Annotated in this window: 14 protein-coding genes; 2 read left to right on the top strand and 12 right to left on the bottom strand. The window is 65.3% G+C overall.

Features of this window, described 5'->3' with window-relative positions; all coding sequences use genetic code 11:
• Window positions 1-139 precede the first annotated feature (139 nt).
• From ACP7EG_RS01530 to ACP7EG_RS01475, 12 genes are all read right to left on the bottom strand, one after another.
• Entirely contained in the window at window positions 140-544 is a 405-nt protein-coding gene (locus ACP7EG_RS01530; RefSeq protein WP_426086148.1) for a KGG domain-containing protein, read from the bottom strand.
• A gap of 193 nt (window positions 545-737) precedes the next feature.
• On the bottom strand, window positions 738-1427 hold the full coding sequence (gene pdeM / locus ACP7EG_RS01525) for a ligase-associated DNA damage response endonuclease PdeM (protein ID WP_426086147.1): 690 nt from the start codon (window positions 1425-1427) through the stop codon (window positions 738-740).
• Window positions 1424-3889 carry a ligase-associated DNA damage response DEXH box helicase gene (locus ACP7EG_RS01520; protein ID WP_426086146.1) on the bottom strand — a complete coding sequence of 822 codons (2466 nt, stop codon included), beginning with the start codon at window positions 3887-3889 and terminating at the stop codon, window positions 1424-1426. Before ACP7EG_RS01520 ends, pdeM begins: the two co-directional genes overlap by 4 nt.
• Window positions 3886-5517 carry an ATP-dependent DNA ligase gene (locus ACP7EG_RS01515; RefSeq protein WP_426086145.1) on the bottom strand — a complete coding sequence of 544 codons (1632 nt, stop codon included), beginning with the start codon at window positions 5515-5517 and terminating at the stop codon, window positions 3886-3888. Before ACP7EG_RS01515 ends, ACP7EG_RS01520 begins: the two co-directional genes overlap by 4 nt.
• The gene (locus ACP7EG_RS01510; RefSeq protein ID WP_426086143.1) at window positions 5510-6541 is read right to left on the bottom strand and encodes a ligase-associated DNA damage response exonuclease; all 1032 of its coding nucleotides are present in this window, start codon (window positions 6539-6541) and stop codon (window positions 5510-5512) included. Before ACP7EG_RS01510 ends, ACP7EG_RS01515 begins: the two co-directional genes overlap by 8 nt.
• A gap of 86 nt (window positions 6542-6627) precedes the next feature.
• Window positions 6628-8298 carry a RecQ family ATP-dependent DNA helicase gene (locus ACP7EG_RS01505; protein ID WP_426086142.1) on the bottom strand — a complete coding sequence of 557 codons (1671 nt, stop codon included), beginning with the start codon at window positions 8296-8298 and terminating at the stop codon, window positions 6628-6630.
• Between the two features lie 127 nt (window positions 8299-8425).
• Window positions 8426-8824 (bottom strand): MAPEG family protein, encoded by a 399-nt coding sequence (locus ACP7EG_RS01500; protein ID WP_099762835.1) that lies wholly within the window; start codon window positions 8822-8824, stop codon window positions 8426-8428.
• Between the two features lie 47 nt (window positions 8825-8871).
• On the bottom strand, window positions 8872-12288 hold the full coding sequence (locus ACP7EG_RS01495; protein ID WP_426086141.1) for a PAS domain S-box protein: 3417 nt from the start codon (window positions 12286-12288) through the stop codon (window positions 8872-8874).
• Window positions 12285-13409 (bottom strand): hybrid sensor histidine kinase/response regulator, encoded by a 1125-nt coding sequence (locus tag ACP7EG_RS01490; protein WP_426086140.1) that lies wholly within the window; start codon window positions 13407-13409, stop codon window positions 12285-12287. The genes ACP7EG_RS01495 and ACP7EG_RS01490 overlap by 4 nt, the downstream gene beginning before the upstream one ends.
• 106 nt (window positions 13410-13515) lie before the next feature.
• The gene (locus ACP7EG_RS01485) at window positions 13516-14124 is read right to left on the bottom strand and encodes a chemotaxis protein CheB (RefSeq protein ID WP_426086139.1); all 609 of its coding nucleotides are present in this window, start codon (window positions 14122-14124) and stop codon (window positions 13516-13518) included.
• A 1-nt stretch (window position 14125) separates the two neighbouring features.
• The gene (locus ACP7EG_RS01480) at window positions 14126-14971 is read right to left on the bottom strand and encodes a CheR family methyltransferase (protein WP_426086138.1); all 846 of its coding nucleotides are present in this window, start codon (window positions 14969-14971) and stop codon (window positions 14126-14128) included.
• A gap of 130 nt (window positions 14972-15101) precedes the next feature.
• Entirely contained in the window at window positions 15102-16094 is a 993-nt protein-coding gene (locus ACP7EG_RS01475; protein WP_426086137.1) for an aldo/keto reductase, read from the bottom strand.
• Window positions 16095-16179: 85 nt separating this feature from the next.
• Between ACP7EG_RS01475 and ACP7EG_RS01470 the strand changes: the two genes are divergently transcribed.
• Both ACP7EG_RS01470 and ACP7EG_RS01465 read left to right on the top strand, forming a co-directional pair.
• On the top strand, window positions 16180-17070 hold the full coding sequence (locus ACP7EG_RS01470) for a LysR family transcriptional regulator (RefSeq protein WP_426086136.1): 891 nt from the start codon (window positions 16180-16182) through the stop codon (window positions 17068-17070).
• Between the two features lie 68 nt (window positions 17071-17138).
• Window positions 17139-17648 carry a GAF domain-containing protein gene (locus ACP7EG_RS01465; protein WP_426087118.1) on the top strand — a complete coding sequence of 170 codons (510 nt, stop codon included), beginning with the start codon at window positions 17139-17141 and terminating at the stop codon, window positions 17646-17648.
• Window positions 17649-17650: the final 2 nt, after the last annotated feature.

Below are 17650 nucleotides of genomic sequence, written 5' to 3'. Positions count from 1 at the left end.
AGCTTGACTGTGCGTTGGCCGTGGCCGGCGCCGCTACTTCATCATAGTGCATGCCTGCTGCATTGCATCAAAATTTTGCGACTGGCCGGCGGCAATGCGCGATTCCCGCCGGCCAAACTTGCCTTGCTACGGCTTGCGCTTACTTGTTGCGCGAACCGGACGAGCCCGTCCCTGAACCTGACCCTGAGCCGCCGCTTTGCTTGTTACCACTGTCGCGGTTGCCCTCCTGGTTCATGCTGGCATTCTCACGCGAGCCGCTGGCGCTGGAGGTGGAGCTGGAGCTGGCGGCACTTTGCCGGCTGCCATCGTTCTTGTGGCTTTGGCTGCCTGCGCGGCGCGCTTCTTCCGACGTGAATTCATGCGCCGTGCCCTTTTCATGCGCTGCACGTCCGCCTTCGCTGGCGATTTCGCGCTGCTGGGCAGGGTCCATGGAAGCGAAGCCACGCTTGCTGGTATCGCTTTGCTTGTTGCCGCCGCTGCCGCTACTACTACCACTGCTGCTGGCTTTACTACCTTGCTGTTTATTGTCGCTCGATGTGGCCATGATGATCTCCTTGATCGATGGAATCAGAAACAGTGCAAACCATGCAATTCTTCCCTCTCGCACGGCAAGGGAACCCTCATCTTAGTGCGCACATGGGGCGCAAGAAATAGGAGGATGGCAAGAGCGCATGTAGGATGAGTCCCGCCCACGGTGGCACAGTTACTTTCAGTTTTCCACCAAAAGTACCAAACACTCAGCAGTTAGGGGGTATAGCGAAAATCGCCGCGTCGGCCGTCACATACACGCGTTCGCCAGCGGCAGGCCGCAGCGCATGGCCGCCCGTAAAGGCGCCAAACGCGGGCAGGATGGCGTGCGATGGCCCCAGCAGGAAACACGGCAGGCGCAGGCCGTCACCGCGTAATCCCCGCCCTGTTGCGCGCAGGTGAAACACGGGATGCACATGACCGGCCAGCACATAGCCGGGCGCCACGGTGTCCGGGTGATGGCAGAACGACAGATTGCCGACGCTGTGCGGTTCATCGACCATGCGGATGCCCAGCGCGGCGGCCGGATCGCCCGCGTGCGCATCGTGGTTGCCGCGCACCACCGTCAGGCGCACGTTGGGATGGCGCGCGCGCCAGGCCAGCATCGCTGCCACGGTGGCGGCCGCATGCGCGGCGCGCGCGTGCAGGAAGTCGCCGAGAAAGACGATTTCCTCGCAGGCGTAACTGGCCAGCAAGGCGTCGAGCGCCAGCAGGTTTTGCCTGGTGGTGCCGCGCGGCACGGGCACGCCCAGCGCGCGGAAGGCGGCCGCCTTGCCGAAATGGATGTCGGCGATAATCAGCATCCGGTGCGCCGGCCAGTACACGGCCTTGTGCGCCAACAGCCAAACGCTCTCGCCAGCCAGGTTCACCACGCAGTGCGCTGGGCGCAGGCCGCTCATGCGGCCGCCTTTTCCAGCGCGTTCACCAGGCGCGCCACCCGGTCCGACAGCTTTTCCGTCGTCAGCTGTTCGCGGAAACGCTCGACCATCAGGCCGAAGGCAAACGGCGAGGCGCGCTCCAACGCTTGCAGGGAAATCTGCCGCCCATGCAGCTCGCGCAGGGTGGCGCGCAAACGCGTCAATTCCAGTTCCTGCTCCAGCACTTCGCGCTGCGCCTGCGTGAGCAGCAAATTGGTCGCGTCGTGCTTGCGGAACACTTCAAAGAACAGCGAGGACGAGGCCTGCAGCTGGCGCGCGCTTTTCGGCTGGCCCGGATAGCCCTGGAATACGAGGCCGGCGATGCGGGCGATTTCACGGAAGCGCCGCTGCGACAATTCCGTCGCGTTCAGGCTGGCCAGCACGTCTTCCAGCAAGTTGTCCGTGCTGAACAGGGCAATATCGGCGCCGCTGGCGGCCGTCAACAGCGGCGCAAAATCAATGTCGTCCGCGCCCAGCAATTCAAAGCCGTAATCGTTGACGGCGATCGACAAGGTGGCCGGCTGCACGCGCGCGATGCGGTAAGCCAGCAGCGACGCCAGTCCCAGGTGCACGGAGCGACCGGCGAACGGATACACGAACAGGTGATGGCCTTCGCGGCTGGACAGGGTTTCCACCAGCAGGCTGGCGCGCGTGGGCAGGCTGGACCATGACTGCTGGATGGCCAGCAGCGGCGCCAGCGCGCGCATTTCCGGCCCGCTGGCTTTCCCTTCTTGCGCCAGCTGCAACTGGTCAAGCACGGCATGCGCCAGTTCCGACGACAGCGGCATCTTGCCGCCCTGCCAGCGCGGCACGGCGCCGCGGCTGCCCGTGGCGCGCCGCACGTAGGCCGTCATCTCATGCACGCGCACGAATTCCAGGATGCGCCCGCCAAACAAGAAATGGTCGCCCTGCTTCAGGCGCGCGATGAACGCTTCCTCGATGCTGCCGATGCGCCCGCCACCCAGGAACTTGACCTGGATCGCCGCCTCCGAGACGATGGTGCCAATGCTCATGCGGTGGCGCCGCGCCAGCGCCACGTCCGGCACGCGGTACGTGCCATCCTCATCGGGCAACACGCGCCGGTACTCCGGATACACGGTCAGGCTTTGCCCGCCGCGCGCAACGAAGTCGAGCGCCCATTGCCACTCGTCCAGGCTCAGGTGGCGATACGACCAGGCCGCGCGCACTTCCTCGTACAGCGCCAGCGATGCAAAACCGCCGCCCAGGGCAATCGTCACCAGGTGCTGCACCAGCACGTCGAGCGGCTTGTCCGGCACGGGGCGCGCTTCCAGGTGGCCCTGCGCCAGGGCCGCGCGGGCAGCCGCCGCTTCCAGCAATTCCAGGCTGTTGGTGGGCACCAGGGTGACACGCGAAATGCGCCCCGGCGCGTGGCCGCTGCGCCCCGCCCGCTGCACCAGGCGCGCGATGCCTTTCGCGCTGCCCACCTGCAGCACCCGTTCGACGGGCAGGAAATCGACGCCCAGGTCCAGGCTGGAGGTGCACACGACGGCTTTCAGTTCGCCCGTTTTCAGGTGCTGCTCGACCCACTCGCGCACTTCGCGGTCCAGCGAACCGTGGTGCAGGGCGATCAGGCCCGCCCAGTCGGGCCGCGCATCGAGCAGGTGCTGGTACCACAGCTCCGCCTGCGAACGTGTATTCGTAAACACCAGCGTGGTGGTGCTGCCCTCGATCTCGGCGATCAAAGGCTGCAGCATCTGGATGCCCAGGTGACCGCCCCAGGGAAAGCGCGTCGGGTTCACAGGAATCAGGCTGTCGACGAGGATGCGCTTCCTGACTTTGCCTTCGACCAGCACGCCATCGCTTTGTTCCCCCAGCAAGACGTCCTGCGCCTGCTGCAAATTGCCCAGGGTGGCTGACAGACCCCATGTCATCAGGTTTTCCTGCCAGCGGCGCAAGCGGGCCAGCGCCAGCTGCACCTGCACGCCGCGCTTGCTGCCCATCAATTCGTGCCACTCATCGACGATCACGGTTTCCAGCAGGCTGAAGCGTTCCTGCGCGTCCGCCTGGCTCAGCATCAGGGACAGGCTTTCCGGCGTCGTGACGAGCACTTCGGGCCAGGCTTTCGCCTGCCGTGCCCGCTGCGCGGCGCTGGTATCGCCCGTGCGCGCCTCGATGCGCCAGCCAGGGGCGAGCTCCGCGCCAGACGCCTGCAACGCACGCACGGTGTCGGCCGCCAGCGCCCGCATGGGCGTGATCCACAGCACGCGTAAGCCCTGCTTCCTGCTCTTGCGCGCCAGACGCTCGGCACGCAGCAAGGCGCCGAACCAGACAGCATACGTCTTGCCGGAACCCGTACTCGCATGCAGCAGGCCGGAGCGGCCCTGCGCAGCGGTGCGCCAGACGGCGCGCTGGAAGGGAAAAATCTTCCAGCCACGCCCGGCAAACCAGGCATCGATGCGCTGCGCCAGCATGCTTTTGCTCATGTAGCCTGGACCAGCATGGCCTTCAGGGTGGCCAGGGTATCGGCGTCGGCGATGGCCTTGTCGTCACGCCGACGCAGGATGCGGGGAAAGCGCACGGCGATGCCCGCCTTGTGGCGGCTGGAAGCGGCGATGCCCTCGAAGCCGATCTCGAACACCATCGTTGGCTGGACGCTGCGCACGGGGCCGAATTTTTCTATCGTCGTCTTGCGGATGGCCGCGTCCACTTGCGCGATCTGCGCATCTGTCAAGCCGGAATACGCCTTGGCGAAGGGCACCAGCTTGCGTTCCTCGCCATGCTCGCCATCCCACACGGCGAAGGTATAGTCCGTGTACAGCGACGCGCGGCGGCCGTGGCCCGCCTGGGCGTAGATCAGCACGGCATCGATGGCATACGGGGCTATCTTCCATTTCCACCACGTGCCCACGTCTTTCGTGCGGCCCACGCCATACGCGGCCGACACGGCCTTGAGCATCATGCCTTCCACACCGCGCGTGCGCGATTCCTCGCGGATGGCGGCCAGCGCCTCCCAGCTGGCAGCCATGATGCGCGGCGACAGGCGCAGCGCGGGAGCATCTACCTGCGCCACGACGCTTTCCAGCAGCGCGCGGCGCTCGAGCTGCGGCAGGTGGCGGACATCCACGCCATCGAGTTCCAGCACATCGTAGGCTACCAGCACGGCGGGCAACTCGGCCAGCAGCTTGGACGACACCGTCTTGCGGCCCATGCGTTGTTGCAAATCGGCAAATGGCGCCGGCACGTTACCAGGCTGCCAGATGAGGATTTCGCCATCGAGCACGGTGCCCTCGGGCAAGGCCAGCTGCGCCAGTTCGGGAAAGCGCTCCGTGATCAATTCCTCGCCGCGCGACCACAGCCAGTTCACGCCCTCGCGGCGCAGCAGCTGTGCACGCATGCCATCGTATTTCCATTCGACCAGCCAGTCGCCGATGTCGCCCAGCGTCTCCGGCCCCGCCTGCAAGGGGTGCGCCAGGAAAAAGGGGTAAGGCTGGCCGCCGCGCAGCGCATGCTCGCCCTCCGACTGCGCGGCGATCAGTTTCAAAAATCCCGCCCCCGTGGGGCTGACCTTGCCATCGGTCCAGCCCATCAGGCGCTGGGCGATCAGCTTGCTGTCGACGGCGGCGATGGACGCCAGCGCGCGCGTCACCAGCAGTTTGGACACGCCCACGCGAAAACCGCCGCCGATCAGTTTGATCAATAAAAACCGTTCGCGCGTTTCCAGCTCGTCCCAGTAGGCCAGCAAGTCGGCGCGAATCGCGTCGGGCGCTGCGCCGCGCAACGGTGCGATGCGCTGCTCGACCCAAACGGCCAGGCCGATATCGCTGCGCCTGGCGGGCGCGGGCAGGATCAGGGCGATGGTTTCGGCCAGGTCGCCCACGGCGTGGTAGGCCTCGTCGAACAGCCAGGCATCGAGGCCCGCCCGTTCGGTCGCGTATTCGCGCAGCAACCTGGTGGGCACGGCCTGACGCGGCTTGCCGCCGGCCAGGAAATACACGGCCCAGGCCGCATTCTCGGGCGCGGCGCCGCGAAAATAGGCTTGCAGCGCCGCCAGCTTGCGGCTGGTGGACGTGGTCTCGTCGAGTTCCGAGTACAAGCGGGCAAAGTCACGCATGGGGCGCTGCCTCCGGCTGTGCAACTACGCTGTCTTCCGCCTCGTCATCGCCATACTCCGTCTCGAAGCCGCCCGCCTGCCAGCCATTCTGCTGCAGCCAGCGCACCATCACGGGTATCGAGCCGTGCGTAACGATGATGCGCTCGGCTTGCGTGGCCGTGATGGCTTGCATCAGGCCGGACCAGTCGGCGTGGTCGGACAGCACGAACCCCCGGTCCACGCCACGCCGCCTGCGCGCGCCACGCAGCAGCATCCAGCCGCTGGCGAACGCATCGCTGTAGTCGCCGAAGCGCTTCATCCACGGCGAACCGGCCGCCGATGGGGGGGCGATCACCATGGCCGTCTTCAGGGCCGCCTTCTCCGCCACATCGCCGACCATGACGGTGGCGGGCAAGGCCACGCCGGACTCGCGGTAGACCTGCGTCAAGGCCTGCGCTGCGCCATGGCAGATGATGGGGCCGATGCTGGCATCAAGGCCGGCCAGGATGCGCTGCGCCTTGCCGAAGGCATAGCAGAACAGCACGCTGGTGCGCCCTTCGGCTGCATTCCTGCGCCACCACTGGTTGATGTCGTCAACAATTTCCTGCGGCGGCTGCCAGCGGTAGATGGGCAGGCCGAAGGTCGATTCTGTGATGAAGGTGTCGCAGCGCACGGACTCGAACGGAGCGCAGGTAGGGTCAGGCTGCAGCTTGTAGTCGCCGGACGCCACCCACACTGTGCCACCATATTCCATGCGCACCTGGGCCGAACCGAGCACGTGGCCGGCCGGATGCAGCGACACTTGCACGCCGTGGTGTTCGATGGTCTCGCCATACGCGAGACCCTGGATGGAAACGGGGCCCAGGCGCGCGCGCAGCACTTGCTCGCCGGGAGCGGCGCACAGGTAGTGCCGGTGCCCGACCCGCGCATGGTCGGCATGCGCATGCGTGATGATGGCGCGCTCGACGGGGCGCCACGGGTCGATGTAGAACTGACCCGACACACAGTACAAGCCTTCCTTGCGCACCACCACCATGTCCGCCATGCCCGACTCCTTACGAAAAACCGCGTTGGAATGGGCTGATTCTAGCGCTCTTGCGCTCGTTCACTGTTCGACAGCGCACCATGGGTTCAAGCCGGTGCGACAAACTCGGCCATGAAAGTGCGCGTGGTGTCTTCCGGAAACGCAATCGTGACCTGGTCGCCCGCCACCAACAGCACAGTGCCGATCTGGTAACGGGGCACGCGCACGCGGCTGCCGACGGCGATCTGGGACCCTGGCGCCGGCACATGAGCATGAGCAGGCGCAGGCGGCAACTCGTCCAGGGTAATGGGCGCCGCCAGCGCGGGCGGCGACTGGCAATTATCGCAAGTGCAGCAGCGCGCGAAATCACTGGCATCGCCAAAGTAATCGAGCAGAAGTTTCCAGCGGCACAGGCCGCTTTGCGCATACGCCACCATCTGCTCCAGCGCCTGCTTGTCGCGCTCCTGCTTGTCGACATAGATGTGCGCCAGCTGCGCATATGAGGGCGACTTGGCCGAGGGGGCTTTCAAGCTGTAACCCAGCTTGCGGTCCTGGCGCAGCAGCTTGCCGTCTTTCAAGAGTTTCAGGCACACCTTCAGGTGGCCGTCGGAAAACTCGGGCAGGTGCGCTGCCAGCGCAGCGAACGCAAACGTGGTGGGTAATTCTTGCGCAGCCGTCACGATGGCGGCCAATTCTTCCCCCGTGGGATAGTGCTTGGCCAGGAAAAATTGTTGCACCCGCTTGTCTTCCTGAAAATACAGCAAGGTGCAGTCGGCCGGCAAGCCGTCGCGCCCCGCCCGGCCCGATTCCTGGTAGTACGCTTCCAGATTGGCCGGCACCTGCAAGTGGATCACGAAGCGCGTGTCGGGCTTGTCGATGCCCATGCCAAACGCGTTGGTGGCGACCATGATGCGGCGTTCGCCGTTCATGAACAAGTCCTGGTGGTGCTGGCGATTGCGCGCCGTCAGCTTGCCGTGGTAGCACGTGACGCTCTCGCCCAGTTCCGCCAGCCGCGCCGCCAGGTCCTCGACGGCCTTGACGGTGGCCGCATACACGATGCCCACGCCAGCCGTCTCGCGCAGCAGGCGCAAGACGGTATCGTGTTTTTCTGCGGCATTCGTCACCTGGATCACGCGGTAGCGCAAATTGGCGCGGTAGATGCCCGTATTGATGACGTGCAGCTTGCGCGCTTCCAGTTGCGCGTCGATATCGGCCATCACTTCCCCGGTGGCCGTGGCCGTCAGCGCCAGCACGGGCGGACGGCCCAGCGCGCGCAGAGCGGCGGCGATATCCAGGTAGGCGGGACGGAAGTCGTGGCCCCACTGGGAAATGCAATGGGCTTCATCGATAACCACCAGGCTGGGGGGCGCGCCGGCCAGCAGCGACAGGAAGGCGGGACTGGCCAGGCGTTCCGGTGTGCAAAAGATGATGAGCCTGCCGCGCTGGGCGATGCGGGCGATGGCAGCGTCCTCTTCCGCGCGCGGCAGGCTGCTATTGAGCTGCACGGCCGTGATGCCCAGTGCGTGCAGCTTTTCCAGCTGGTCCTTCATCAGCGAGATCAGCGGCGAGACGACCAGGGTCGCGCCCGCTGACAGGGCGGCGGGCAGCTGGTAGCACAGCGACTTGCCGCTGCCGGTGGGCATGATGGCCAGGGTGTCGCGCCCGGCCAGCACGCTGTCGATGACCTCCTGCTGGCCAGGGCGCAGGCGCGCGATGCCGAATACCGAACGCAGCAGTCGCTGGATCTTGCGCTGGCGGGCGCGGCCAGAATCTTGCACTACAGAAATAGTATTCACCATCGTGGTCCGGTCCCTGACATGCCGGCGCCAGTTGCCAGCTTGTCGCCACTTTACGGCCCGGTCTGTCGCCAGGCCATAGGACGTCTGCTACAGCCCGCGTAGGAATTCAGGAAGCGAACAGGATGGCCCAGAACAGCATCAGCAAGCCGGCAATCGACACGCACCACACGAGCGTACGCACGACGGGCACGCCAAACGCGTACAGGGGCAAATACAGCACGCGGGCAGCCAGGTACAGGGCCGCGCCGTACAGGGTCAGCGCGCTTTCCTGCGCCGTCACGTGGGCGATCAGCACGGCGGCGGCGAACAGGGGCAAGGTTTCGAACAAATTCGCCTGGGCCCGCTGCAAGCGGCCCGTGATCTTGCCCACGGGCGGCCCGTCGCCGTCGCGCGCGCTGACGTTATACGCCGTGCCCGTTTCGCGCGTGCGAAATAGCGCCGGTAGCAGGATTTGCACCAGCGCCAGCACCAAAGTACAGCCCAGCATGGTCAGTTCAGGAGTCATCTTTACCTCTGCGGATGGGATAGGCAAGCCGTGCCGGCGCGTGCCCGTCAGGGTTGGTCGAGTGCTGCTTGTAATTCCGTCAAATCATACGGCTTGCGCAAGACACTGGCGGAAAAGCCCAGTTCATCCATCGATTCCTTGCCATAGCCGGTGGAAAAGATGATGCGCATGCCCGGTTTCTCGCGCAGCACCATGCGTGCCAGCGCGATGCCGGACATGCCGGGCAGGCTGACATCGGTAAACAGGATATCGAAGTCTTGCTCGTTGAGCAATTTCCACGCCGCCTCGCCATCGGACACGCCGCTCACCGTGTGGCCCAGCATGCCCACCAGTTCGCACACCATCAGTTGGGAATCGAGATTGTCTTCCACCACGAGTATCTTCATCGATGTCGGCATGTCCCCCTGCGGTTCGGGCGCATGGCCAGTCAGGTCCAGCCCCGGCGTACCGCTTCCCAGCGCGCTGGCCGCCGTGCTGCCGCTTGCCGGAGAGCCGGCCACCGGCGCGCCGGACCGTTCAAACTGGCGCGCGCGCATTTGCTGCTGGCGGTTGGCCAGCACATGGCGCAGCTTGCGCGCCAGCTCTTCGCGCCGGTACGGCTTGCTGAGCAATTCCACCCCCGCGTCGAGCCTGCCCTCATGCACGATCACATCCTGCGCGTAGCCCGAGGTAAACAACACGGCGATGTCGGGCTGCAATTCGCGCGCCTGACGCGCCATCTCCGTGCTGCTGACGGGGCCCGGCATGATGACATCCGTAAACAGCAAGTCGATCTGCGCGCCACTGTGCAGCACGGCCAGCGCGCTTTCGCCATCTTCGGCTTTCAGCACCGTATAGCCAAGCGCGCCGAGCATGTCGACCACGGTGGTGCGCACGCCCACATCGTCTTCCACCACCAGCACGGTTTCCGTGCCGCCCGTGACGACGCCGCTCAACTCCAGCTCCTCGTCCGCTTCGGCCATCAGGGAACGGGGCAAATAGATTTTGACTCCCGTGCCCACGCCAGGTTCACTGTAGATGCGGATATGGCCGCGGCTTTGCGTGACGAAACCATACGCCATCGACAGACCCAGGCCCGTGCCCGCGCCTTCCGGCTTGGTGGTGAAAAACGGCTCGAACGCACGCTGCAGCACGGGGCCGCTCATGCCGCGGCCCGTGTCCGTCACCGACAGCATCACATACTGCCCGGCCGGCACGTCAACCAGCTTGTGCACATACTGTTCGTCGAGCACGACATTGCCCAGCTCGATGGTCAGCTTGCCCGCGCCATCCATGGCGTCGCGCGCATTGATGGCCAGGTTCAGGATGACGTTCTCGATCTGGCTGCGGTCGACCAGGGTATTCCACAGCCCGCCGCCGCCCACCAGCACGATGTCGATCGCTTCGCCCATGGCGCGCCGCAGCAGCGCATCCATATTGCGCACCACGCGGGCCAGGTCGGCCACCACGGGTTTCAACGGTTGACGCCGCGCAAACGCCAGCAGGTGCGACGACAGCTTGGCGCCCCGCTCGACCGCAGCAATCGCCGTGTCCAGGCGCTGGCGCATCAGGCCATCCGAGCCCGTCAGGTGGTGCAGCAAATGCAAATTGCCGGAAATGATTTGCAGCACGTTGTTGAAGTCGTGCGCGATGCCGCCCGTCAGCTGGCCCACGGCTTCCATCTTTTGCGCCTGGCGCAAGGCGTCTTCCGCCTTGGTGCGCTCACCCACTTCCTGTTCGACACGGTGCTCCAGCGTTTCGTTCAATTCATGCAGCGCCTTTTCCACGCGGCGCCGGTCCGTGATATCGGTCTTGACGGCGATCAGGGAGCGCGTCTGTCCCTGCTCGTCCAGCAGACGGCTGACATTGCTCGACACCCACACCTGCGAGCCGTCGGGCTTCAAATAGCGTTTTTCCAGCGAGAAAGACTCGCCCGTTTCCACCAGGCGCTGGAACAGTACGCTGTTGCCGGGCACATCCGCCGGATGCATGATGTCGTTCATGTTCAGGCTCAGCAGCTCTTCGGACGAGCGGCCCAGCATGCAACACAGGGCCCCGTTGACCCTCTGGAAACGGCCATCGAGGCCCAGCTCGGACAAGCCCACGGAAGCCTGGCCGAAAATGGCCGCCATGCGCTCCTGGCTGGCGGTGAGTTCATCCTCGATCTGGCGCCGCTCCGTCACGTCGAACGAGACGCCCACGTAGCGGCGCTGGCCCGGCACGCGGCCAGCCACCACCTCGCCCTGGCGCGCAATCCAGCGCAGCGCGCCGTCGGCAGGGCGGCGGATGCGGTACTCCACATACTCGAGGGGATTTTGCGCCAGATCCAGCTTGCTGGGTCCGACCTTCTGCAAGTCCCGTTCGTCAACCAGGCTCACCAGCAACTGCTGCGTGACTTCTTCCTCGTCGGCAATGCCCCACAGGCGCCGGAACATGGGCGACACCAGCATCGCACCCGTCTCGGGGAACCATTCGAAGGTGCCGATGCCGCCCGCCTGCTGGGCCAGGCGCAGCCGCTCCTCGCCTTCCATGCGCTCGGTGACATCGATGCCCTCGACGAGGATGCCCGTGACCACGCCCTCGTCATCCTTGATGGGCTGGTACACGAAGTCGATCTGGCGCTGGCCCGTCTGCCCTTCCGCCGTCCGCAAATCCACCTTTACCTGGCGCCCTTCGAAGGGCGCGCCCGTGTGGTAGACCTGGTCGAGCAGTTCGATGAAGCCCTGCGCCTTGACTTCAGGCAAGGCCGATTCCACGGTTTTGCCCAGCAGTTCCAATTCTGAGCGTCCCACCAGGCGCAGATAATGTTCATTCGCCAGCTCGAACACGTGCTGCGGCCCGCGCAGCATGGCCATGAAGCTGGGCGCCTGCTGGAACAGGGCGCGCAGCAGCGCGCGCTCCTCGCCCAGGCGGCGGTTGGCCGCGCGCACGGCCTCGCTCTCCGCCTGCAAGGTGGTGTTGAGTTGGCCAAGCTCGGCCGTGGCCAGCTTCAGCTGGCGCCCCTCTTCCATGCGCGCCGTCAATTCCAGCGCCGTGCACAGCACGCCGTCCACCTGACCGTCGGCGCCATGCACGGGCGTGTAAAACAGGTCGAAACAGACATCCGCGCGCTGTCCGCCGCGCAGCAGCGGCAGGCTGCATTCGCGGTGCACCTGCATCTCGCCGCGCAGTCCCGCTGCGAGGATGCGCGCGTTCCAGTCCCAGATTTCGGGCCAGACGGCGGGCACCGTGCCGCCCAGCGCCGCCGGATGGCGCGCGCCGGCGATCTGGATGTAGTCATCGTTGTAAATCATGACGTGCTGCGGGCCCCACATCAGCACCATCGCCATCGGCGAATTGAGCATGATGTCGACGCTGGTGCGCAAATGGGCGGGCCAGCCTTCGAGTGCGCCCAGGCTGGTGGCGGACCAGTCGCGCTGGCGTATCAGCTCGCCCATGCTGCCGCCGCCGGACGGCCAGGCTGGCGCGCGCATGTCGCCGCTCATGTGGCCAGTCCCGCTTGCACGCGCACCTGGCACTGGCGCGGAATGCGCACCGTCGCCAGCGTGCCCTGCGTGGCCGTCGAACTGATCTCGACCGTGCCGCCGTGGGCCTTGACGAACATGTTCACCGTGTACAGGCCCAGTCCCAGGCCCTGCCCCGTCCGGCGCTTCTCGCCCGCTTGCTGAAACGGTTCGAACAGGGTCGGCAGCAAGGCGGCGGGAATCACGCCACGGTTGGCGATGCGCAACTCAATGCTGTCGGCGGCGCGCCCGTCGAGGGCCAGCTGCACCGGCGTGCCCGCCTCGCCATGCGTGATGGCATTGCACAAGAGATTCGAGATGACTTGCGACAGCAAGCCCGCATCGCATTGCCCGTGCAGCTCGCCAACACTGCTGACTTCGACCAACGGGGCCTGGCCGGCCGTCTCGCATTCCTCGACGATGGCGCGCGCCAGCGCCAGGTAGTCATGCGTGCTGCTGCGTAACTCCATCGTGCCGGAACGGATGCGCGCCAGGTCCAGCAACTGGTCGACCATGCGCGCCATGCGCTTGGCGCTGCTTTCGATGCGCTGCGCCGTGACGATCACCTTCGGGTGGTCGCTCATCATCGGCAACAGCATGGCGCCGTTCATCACCACCGACAGGGGCGTGCGCAAGTCGTGGCCCAGCACGGCCGTGAACAGTTCGTTGAGGTGCAGCGCATGCTTGAGTTCATCGAGCTGGGCCGACAGTTCACGCTTTTGCTGGAACAGCTGCACCAGCACCGCCACCTTGCTTTGCAAGGCTTTCACGTCGATGGGCTTGTACAGGAAATCGACCGCGCCCGCCTCGTAGCCACGGAAGCTGTAGCTCGGCTCGCGCGACGCGGCCGTGAGAAAAATCAGGGGGATGCCGCGCGTGCGTTCGCTGCCGCGCATCAGTTCGGCCAATTCAAAACCGTCCATCTGCGGCATTTGCACGTCGATCAGGGCGAGTGCCACTTCATGCGTCAACAGCAGTTCCAGCGCTTGCGCGCCCGAACTTGCTTTCAGGATGACAATACCGGGCCGTGCCAGCACGGCTTCGGCGGCAATCAGGTTTTGTGCGATGTCGTCAACGACGAGGATATGGATAGGTGCGGTCACGGAGTCATCTTCAGGCATCGCAACGGCAAGATGCCATCGTGTTTCGATATGGACATAAACATTGTTTCAATTTTCACATATATTACACGCACTGCCCCACTCCCATTCACTTGTGTTCGCCATCACCGAGCAAGGCCAGGCTGGCGGCCATCTGCGGCAAATCGAGCACGCGGTCGGCGCCGGCCAGCTTGAGCGCGGCGGCCGGCATGATGCCACAACTGGCCCGTTGCGGGTCTTGCACCCAGGCGCCGCCGCCCAGCTGCCGCACGCGCGCCAGTCCCGCCGCACCATCGGCCGAGGCGCCCGTCAGGATGATGGCCAGCATGGCGCGCCGGTAAGTGTAGGCTGCCGTTTCCAGCAAGACATCGATGGACGGGCGCGAAAAATACACGGGTTCTTCCTGCGACAGGGAAAAACAGCCATCGGGTTCGATTTGCAGGTGGTAATCGGGCGGGGCAAAATACACGGTGCCGCCCTGCAGCGGTTCCTTATCCTGCGCTTCGCGCAAGGGCAGCGCGCAGCGCGCCGCATACAGCTGCGGCAACTGGCTGGAGCGGCCCGGCGCCAGGTGCAGCACCACCACCACGGTGGCGCGGCAGGTGGCAGGCAAGGCGCGCAGCACGGTGCCCAGCGCTTCCACGCCGCCGGCCGAGGCGCCGATGGCGATCAGGCGCAGGCCGGCGGGCGGCGGTGCCACGTCGCTGGTCGGCAGCATGTCAGGCACGCTGGAAGATGCGTTCAGCCGGGCTCAGCTCGTTGAAGCTGGCCGCATGGCGGCTGAAATGCAGGCTTTCCTTCATGCCCAGGCCCAGGAAGCCTCGGTTCACCAGCGCTTCGTGGAACAGGCCCAGGCTGCGGTCTTGCAAGTCTTTATTGAAGTAAATCATGACGTTACGGCAGGAAACCATGTGCACCTCCGAAAACACGCTGTCCGTCGCCAGGCTATGGTCGGCGAAGACGAACTGGCGCCGCAGGCGCCGGTCAAAGATGGCGCCCTTGTAGGCAGCCGTGTAATAGTCGGACAGCGAGCGCTTGCCGCCCGCCAGCTGGTAGTTTTCGCTGAACTGGGCGATGCGCTCGACCGAATAGATGCCCGCTTCGGCGGCGACCAGCGCCTCGACATTGATGTCGGTCGCATAAATCATGCTGCGTTCCAGCAAGCCTTCCTCTTCCAGCAGGATGGCCAGCGACCACACCTCTTCGCCGCTGCTGCAACCGGCCACCCAGATCTTGATGGAGGGATAGGTGTGCAGGACGGGCACGACTTTTTCGCGCAAGGCGCGGAAATATGCGGGATCGCGGAACATCTCGCTCACCTGCACCGTAAAGAATTGCAACATCTGCGCGAACATGGCCGGCTCGTGCAAGATGCGGTCCTGCAATTGCGACAGGCTGGCGCAGCCAAAGCGCTGCATGGCCTGGCGCATGCGCCGGCGCAGGGACGCCACGGAATAATCGCGGAAATCGTGCTGATAACGCAGCAGTATTCCCTCAAGTAATAACTTCAGTTCGATATCGAAAATATCATCATCTAGCAATTTGACATCCACCCTTCTATCCATGCAGCATTCCCCCGGCCCCGCACCACTTCGCGGGTGCATGGGGCCAGCCGAAATGCTAGCAGATCGCCGGGGATTATCGCGCAGGAAAAGCGCCAGTTAGGTACGCTGGCGTACACTAAGCGCACATTTTTCAGGCATCCACGCCCTTCATGCCCTCCTCCGTATAACGCGCGCCCGCCGCCATGCCCAGGGGAAAGGCGGCGTTCATCGCCGCCAGTTCCGCCCCATTCAGCTGCACGGCCAGCGCGCCGAGGTTGTCGTGCAAATACGCGATGCGCTTGGTGCCGGGAATGGGGATGATGTCGTCGCCTTGCGCCAGCAGCCAGGCCAGCGCCAGCTGGGCCGGTGTGCAGCCTTTTGCGCGCGCGATGTCCCGGACCTGCGCCACGATGGCCTGGTTGCGCGCCAGGTTGTCGGCCGCAAAACGGGGATTGAACTGGCGAAAATCCCCCGTGTCGAGACTGGCCGCATCGGCGATGGCGCCCGTCAGGAAACCGCGCCCCAGCGGGCTGTAGGCAAAGAAACTGGCACCCACTTCACGGCAGGCGGCCAGCACGCCCTGCTCCGGCTCGCGCGTCCACAGCGAGTATTCGCTCTGCACGGCGGCCACGGGGCAGAGTGCCGCCGCACGCCGCAAGGTGGCGGCGCTCACTTCGCACAGGCCCACGGCGCGGATCTTGCCCTCTTGCAGCAATTGCGCCAGCGCCTCCATCGATTCTTCCAGCGGGGTATCGAGGTTCAGCCGGTGCAGATAGAACAGGTCGATGGCCTCCACGCCCAGGCGCGTTAGCGACGCTACGCATGCCTGGCGGATATACGCGGGGGAATTGTCGACGCGGCGCGTATAACTGCCCGCCTCGCGCGCCAGGCCGCACTTGGTGGCGAGCAGTGCCTGGCCGCGATGGCTGGCCAGGAAACGGCCCAGCAATTGCTCGTTGTGGCCGAAGCCATAGGCGTCGGCCGTGTCGAACAGGGTCACGCCCGCCGCCAGGGCCGCTTCCAGCGTGGCCATCGATTGCTCCTCGTCCGTGGCGCCATAGAATTCCGACATGCCCATGCAGCCCAGGCCCAGTGCCGAGCTGCTCAAGCCGCTATGGCCGATGCGTCGTTGTTGCAGTTGCATGTTGATCTCCCTCTAGTGTCAATGCAGCCAGTCTAGGCCGCGCCGGCTGGCGGGGGAATGTGCAATTTCGTGATACCTTTCTGGTATGAGAACCCTCGATACCCATGCCCTGAGCCTGTTTTGCGCCGTCGCCCGCTGCCTGAACTTTCGCCAGGCGGCGGAGCAATTGCACATGACCCAGCCGCCCCTGTCGCGCGCCATCAAGACCCTGGAAGACAAGCTGGGCGCGCGCTTGTTCGAGCGCGACACGCAGGGCGTGGCCCTGACGCAGGCGGGCCGCACCCTGTTGCCGCAGGCGCTGCACATCCTCGATTTGCTGGATCGGGCGCAAACGTCGCTGCGGCAAGACAGCGCGCCCGCGCGCCTGCGCCTGGGCCTGACGAGTTCCGTGGCAGCCGGCCTGTTCCGCCCGCTGCTGGCGGCGCTGGAAGGGCAGCTGGGCAATGCTCGGCTGGAATTGACGGCGGCGCCCTCGCCGCGCCTGGTGGCTAGCGTGCGCAAGGGCCAGCTCGACGCGGCCCTGCTGGCGCTACCCAGCGCCACCTTCGAGCTGGCCGTGCAGCCGCTGGCGCGCCAGCCCATGATGCTGGCCCTGCCCGCCGGGCACCGGCTGGCGAAGAAGCGCAAACTCAGTCTGACCGATATCGCGGCAGAACCGATTTACTGGTTCGAACGGGCGCGCCAGCCCGCCTTCTTCGACCATTGCCAGCAAGTGTTTCGCCGGCATGGCTTTGCGCCCACCTTCCTGCGCGAAGCACCAGACCACCATGTGCTGCTCGGCGACGTGGCCGCCGGCAAGGGCATGGCGCTGCTGGCCGATTCGTTCCGCGCCCTGCGCCTCGCCGGTGTGGCCTACCGGCCATTGCTGGAGGGCGAGGAGCTGGCGGCCGGCATCGGCCTGGCCTGGCGCGAAGAGCACGGCCATGCGAGCCTGCCCCTGCTGCGCCAGCTGGCGCAAGAACATCTGACAAAGTGAAGGCCGCGCGCGGAGGCGCCAGACGCGCTACCATGACACCTTCCCCATTTTTAAGCGCCACCACGACCATGACGTTTACCCTCAGCGACGCCGCCTACGCCACCGATACCCCAGAAGCCAAGCAAGCCATGTATGCGGACCTGCGCTCGCAGCTGCAAGGCTTGCTGTCGGGCGAAACCGACTTCATCGCCAATACGGCCAACTTCAGCTCGCTGGTCTTCAACACCATGCCGGGCCTGAACTGGGCCGGTTTTTATTTCCTGAAAGGCGAGGAACTGGTGCTGGGACCGTTCCAGGGCAAGCCGGCCTGCATCCGCATCAAGAAGGGCCGCGGCGTGTGCGGCACCACGGTGGTCGAAGGCAAGTCCATCGTCGTGCAGGATGTGCATGCGTTTCCTGGCCACATCGCCTGCGACGTCAATTCCCGCTCGGAACTGGTGGTGCCCGTGTTTGCGAGCGGCCAGATCATCGGCGTGTTCGACCTCGACAGCCCCCTGGTCGGCCGCTTCGATGATATCGACGCGCAAGGCGTCGAATCACTGGTGCGCGTGCTCGAAGCAGCCATCGTCGCAGAGTAAGT

The sequence above is a fragment of the Janthinobacterium sp. PSPC1-1 genome, from assembly GCF_049897625.1.
Taxonomy (GTDB): Bacteria; Pseudomonadota; Gammaproteobacteria; order Burkholderiales; family Burkholderiaceae_D; genus Janthinobacterium; species Janthinobacterium tructae.
Note: the sequence above shows the minus strand (reverse complement) of the source record. Positions and strands in the feature narration are given on the sequence as shown.